Raw genomic sequence first — 5,961 nt, forward strand, 5'->3', positions numbered from 1 at the left:
TACCTAATTCATTTGAAAGCTCTGTTTTATTTGATTTTAATCCATTTATAGCATTACTTAAATCTTTAATTGCATTATTAACTTGTTCTGGTGTTGCATTGCTATTTTCCATAACATTATTTGCATTTTTAATTGCATTTGTAAGATTTTCTGCACTTACTTTTGTATATTCTGATTTATTCTTTAAAGCATTATTGGCTTTACCTAATTCATTTGAAAGCTCTGTTTTATTTACTGTTTCAGTAGAAGTTCCACTTAAAATAACCTCAGCAATAGTTGCTAAATTAAATACGCCCTTCTCACTTTCAATTTTTATATACTTAGCTTTAACTCCATTAAGATTAACAAATTGTGGTTCTTTAGAATTTGAATATACCCAATTTCCTTGAGCTACTTGTCTAAAGTCTTTTCCATCTGTACTAACAAGTATTTTATACTTTTCAATATTTCCATTTGATGAACCATCTTGTCTTGGGAAACACAATAAAGTCTTTAAATTATAAATATGATTAAGTTCAATTGTTATATATGGATTTTTATCACTGTGATTCCATACATTTTGCCAGTTATTATTAAGATTTCCATCAATAATATTATTAGCTGAATAAGTTGTATTATTTTGTTCAGTTGAATATGAGCTTACCTTCATATCAGAATCTGGAATTATGTTTTGTATTTCTAATCCATTATTTGCAAAAAGATATTTGGTTCCATTAATAGTTTGATATCCTGGCATAGCTTTCCCATTAACACCAAAATAATATTTTTCTCCGTCTATTGTCTGCCAACCTGTTTGCATTACTCCAGCTTGATTAAAGTAATACCCATTATTATTTATTGTTTGAAGGCCTGTTTGCATTATTCCATCTTGATTAAAATAATATTCCTTGTTATTTATTGTTTGCATTCCTATCTGAGGAACACCAAAAATATAATATTTCGTTCCATATTTCGTATTTTTAAATCCAGTATAGAAATTATACATCTTTCCATCAGGAGCTGTATATTCTCCATCTAAAACTTTAAGTCCATTTTTAGTAATTTGAATAGCTACTATATCTGGAATATTTTTTGTTGATAAATTCATATTGCCTAAAGACAAATATCCATGTGAATTTTGTCCAGGATTATAATTAATTTCTATAATATCACCAATTTTGAACTGTAGATTATTAAAAGTGCTATAAATTTTACCTGTACCAAAATCTGTACCTCCATCTTGTATATTTAATTTTGGATTCATATTGTCATCAAATATATTAATGTTAATTTTATTACTCCAACTAGACCCAATCCACCAATGATTGGCATTAACATCTATTTTTCCATTATCTTTAAAAATAATTGCATCTGTTGGTACATTTTTTTGCCAAGTATTAATATTAATTTGACCAAGTGATTTTGGCTGATCAAAAGTAAATCCATACTTTGTCATATAACCATCTTTTAATATTCTATTTGCTTGAGTTCTTGTACTTGCATCATTGCTATTCTCAGCCTCTTGAAGCACTCTTGTAACATCTTTTACAAAGTTATTATATTCTGTACTTGTAGCAACCTGTATCATATGTTTGTTAAATTTAACAAGCAAATCAAACATTGGCTCTGGATAATCTTTTAATGCACTTATTAACTGATTATAAAGATTTATATAATCATTGGCTGTAACATTTGGATTACTATTTAATAAATTAATTTTTGCAAGCCATGCTTCAACATTTAATGGTTGAGCTTGAATAGCATTATTTATTGCTTGTAATTTTAAATTATATGACATAGTAGAGTTCGCCATCCATAAATATTGATTTGACTCAATAAGATTTTTATTATTAGCGGCAGTATATAGTGCATTATAAGTTACTATATTACCATTTAATGCAAGTCCATCTGACCAATGACTAACATCAAATCCTGTAGCATTTGCAACTGTTGTTTCTCCATATTGAGAATACCATTGGTGATTTTGTATGTCATAAGTATAAAATGCATCATGACCAGGTTCTCCCATCTGATGAGCTGGTTGTCCAAATACTCTACATGCAACAGATCCAAGTCTTGATATAGCTCCACAAACTCCACCTATTTTAAATACATCTGCAACTGTTTCATTTTCTCCATAAAACTTTTTCCAATTTCCAAATATAGTTGCGCCATTATAAGGATTGTTAAAAGTATAATTTATAGTATAATCTGTTGAAGGAAGGCTATTAGAACTAATAAGATTATTGTGATTTTGAAGAAGTAAGCTTCTCATCTCTATAATCTGTGAATTTGTAATAGGAACATCTACAACTGCTTCTAAAAGCTTAACATTTAAGGTCTCAAAGCCTTTAACCATTCCACCATCACTATTTAAATTTTCAAATATATTATATCTCTCTACAGGACTTCCTACAGGCTTACCATTAAAACAATCATGAATTGTTGTTTCATTTGCAATTGCTGTTGCGATTGCAAGTTTTAAATTAAATCCAGTGTGTGAGTTTGTATATTCATTCCATATATCTGACCAAATCTGAAGACTATCAATATTAGCTTCACCTATATTAGTGGCTTGTAAATATTCACTCATTCCTACATCATTATTAAGTACCCAGTTTATAAAGTTTGCATTTTCTGTGCTTTCATTATAAAACTTTTGAAGATTTGATATTCCAAATCTATTTATAAAAGCATTGGTAATTACATCATTCATTGCCTTTCGGTTATTAAGTGTATTAACTATTGAGTCATTATTTGTTATGGTCCCTACAACCCCATCATTAACTTTCTTACTATAAGAAGCTATAGCATTGGAATCTTCTATATTATAATTTAAATGATTTAAAGATATAGAAAGTTGATTATTTGCATTTGTAAATAATTTATACATTGAACTACTAGGAATATTTGAATTTACATATATAGGAAGCTGCTTGTTGTTTATTTTTACTTCAAACTTATAATCTTTTTGATTTGTAAGTTTGGATAATTGAGAACTTGTAAATTCTACATTTCCATTAGAAATATTTGAACTTGCTATAACTGTATTTGAAGAATCCAATATTTCAGCAACGCTATTTTCAATAGTTAAATTATTTCCAATAGAAGGGGTAATATTTAATTCTAAATTTGTTCCATTCCAATTAACCTCGTTTGTATAAATTTTTTCACCAAAGTTGACTTTAACAAGTCCTTCCTTAGTAATTTCAAAATATTCTGTAGAACCATTTATATTGGCTAAAACAGTTTGATTATTAAGTGCCACAGGTATAGAAATTTTAGGGTTATATGAAATACTTATAACATCTCCATATTTGAAAGATTTACCGCTTAATAAGTTTGCTAAAGCTGATGTTGATCCATTTTTAATAGCTGTCGGTTCTATAATAGGTGTTCCATCTGCATTATAAAAGCCAAAAGTAAAGTAATTTTCGTTTCCTTTACCAAAAGAGCTTACATAATTTTGTACCGTAAATTGCATATTTTCAGGATTAAAACCAATACTTGATTGAATTGCTGATGGTGACCCTTGGTTATAAAAGTTTATATGGCTATTTTGTATATTTACTTTACCATCATATCCCAAATTCACATTAGTAGGTATATATCCATCTGAACTTACAACTATATTAGTAGTTGGCTCAAAACCATTTACTACATTTATTGGTATGCTAAAATTTCCACTAGAATTTGACTCACCTTTAAAAATATTATTTCCGACTTTAATATTTACCTCACTATTAGGTTTAACCTTTCCAGTGATATTTATAGTTGTTTTATTAGTACCTATAATATTAATTGGATTTATTTCTATAAATTTATTGCTTATATTTACAAGTCCTTTATTTGTAATTTCAAAGTATTGATTATTGCTTCCTTTACTTCCAATATTAATATTATTACTAGTTACATCAATGTTTAAAAGATTTGGATTATAAGAAACCTCTAAAATATCTCCAACATTATAAGTTTTCCCATTAATTTCATTTACAAAAGAACTACTATCATTTAATTTATTAGTAGTAAAATTATAAATAATATCTCCTGTTATATGGTTTATAAGCTTAAAATCTAAATTATTACTATAGAAAGTTCCAACTCTATTACCAGTTTGTTGTCCCCCACTGTAATTATAATAAGTTATATTTTTTGCTGCTATAAATTTTAAATCTTTTGCATTAAAGCCTACATAAAAAATTGGTTGACCATAATAATTTGAAACTTGAATTTTATTTGTTCCTAAAGCGTAATTTTTTGAATAACTATATATTATTTGTTTAAAATTTTTATTATTAACATAAACAGATACTACATCACCAACGCTAATATCATTTTGTGGAATAATTGCTGTATACTCACCTGCTGAATTTGAACGAACAGTTGTAGAATAGCTTCCTGCACTAACTGTAACATTAGTATTAGGAGTTGTCTTACCTGAAATATCAACACTTCCTCCTCCATTATAATATGGTTGATTAACAGTTAAATTTTTATTAGATACAGGTACTAATCCATTAGGTGTTATCTCATAATATCCAAACTCATCTGGATTTAATGTCTTAACACTTGTGCCAGTATTAACATTTACATTTCCCCAGTCTATTTTAGACTGATTTGTCTGATATACACTTAATATATCTCCATATTTAAAATCAACATTTTTTAAATTTGACGCTCCAGAAAATCCATTAAAATAAGCTGTTTCAGATTTAGCTATTGGCTTTCCATTTTCAATAAGGTTTGCTGAAAACTGATTTGTTCCAGTTTCACTAATATTTGCCTTTAAAGTAGTTGTGTTGAATGTTAAACCTTCTTGTGTTAATTTACAATTATAAATTGTATAAACCTTAGCTTTATCAATTCCAAGATTAGGTATTGCTGTTGGATAAACCGTTACTGGAATCTGGCCTGTTGCACAAACAGTTATAGCTGTACTACTCTTTAGACCATTTTCATCATTTATAGGAACTGAAAAGTTTCCAATATAATTTGATTTAGTTGTAAATGTTTTTCCATCAACAAGTACTGTAACTTCTGATTCTGGAACAGTTTGTCCTGTTACCGTACAATCAGTTACTAAATTTTTAGCTCCTTCTATTTGAAGTGGATTAACAGTTAGTTTTTGATTATTAAATATACTAATTCCATTAGGTTCTATACTAAATGCTGTTGTTTTATCTACTTTATACTCTTTAGAGTTATTGTTAATTAGTCCTGTCGCATAAATTTTTGATGATGAATTAACATATGTTATTAAAAGCTTATCCCCATAATTAAAAGATAAATTATTGAATGCCTCAGATATAGCTTTTTCTGGATACTCACTACCATTTATACTTACTTCTCTAGTTACTAATCCATTTGAGTTTACTAAAGAAATCTTAAATAGGGTTTCTTTTGCATTTGCATAAGGATTTGTTTCAGAACCACCTGGAGTAAAAATAATCTTTTTTTCACTAGAATTAAAAGATAATACTCCAATATTCCAATTCCAAACATTTTCAAGCTTAATAGATGCTTGATCTACTGGATTTTTTTCAGATGTTGAAAGTTTAGCAAAGCTATTTATTTTTTTATTTTCTAATTTATTACTTTCTACATCATGTCTTAAGTTATTATTATCTTTATCAGAATTAACTTCAACTGATTTTTTAACTTCTTTTTTGTAATTTAATTTTGAATCTTTATTATCAGAATTATTAATATGTAACTTTAAATATTTACTCTGATTATTTATTTCCTTTTTTTCTTGATTTTGACTAGTATTAGTTTGTGCAGCCACTGGGATTGCAGGTGATACGATTGTTGTAGTCATTGCTGCACCCATTAATATTGCTATAAATTTCTTTCTTATCATATTCTCTTATCACTATAATATATAAAAAATATATAATTATTGTAACTTTCCTCCCATTTATTTACTAAATGAATAATTATACATTAACCAATTATCATCTAACAGTCATTATATAGTAATAA

Annotated in this window: 1 protein-coding gene; it reads right to left on the reverse strand. The window is 27.4% G+C overall.

Features of this window, described 5'->3' with window-relative positions:
- Positions 1 to 5,839: discoidin domain-containing protein (locus CLTHE_RS14175; protein WP_207651210.1), on the reverse strand; the 5,839-nt coding region annotated here is incomplete at its 3' end.
- Positions 5,840 to 5,961: the final 122 nt, after the last annotated feature.

It is taken from the genome of Clostridium thermobutyricum DSM 4928 (assembly GCF_002050515.1).
GTDB lineage: Bacteria > Bacillota > Clostridia > Clostridiales > Clostridiaceae > Clostridium > Clostridium thermobutyricum.